The sequence below is a fragment of the Patiriisocius sp. 208BN25-11 genome (genome assembly GCF_058147145.1).
The window spans coordinates 1-213 of record NZ_JBYVJY010000195.1 but is presented as its reverse complement, the minus strand read 5'-3'; the positions used below and the strand labels follow the sequence as shown (position 1 = coordinate 213).

Genomic DNA, 213 nt, shown 5'->3' with positions numbered 1-213 from the left:
CAAGATATTTCAGGATTAGTAGCAGGAACCTATGATGTAACGATTACTGATGCCAATGGATGTAGACTTGTAGAGAGTTTTACCATTACAGAGCCAACAGAAGGATTAGGGATTAGTGCTACCCAAGTAGATATTCTATGTTTTGGCGATAGTACAGGGTCAATAGATGTTACGGTAACAGGAGGAACGGCTCCTTACACGTACATGTGGACC

Annotated in this window: 1 protein-coding gene; it reads left to right on the top strand. The window is 41.8% G+C overall.

The window, feature by feature from the left end; all coding sequences use genetic code 11:
* On the top strand, window positions 1–213 hold a 213-nt coding region (locus ACY2RS_RS16100; RefSeq protein WP_490099649.1), incomplete at both ends, for a SprB repeat-containing protein.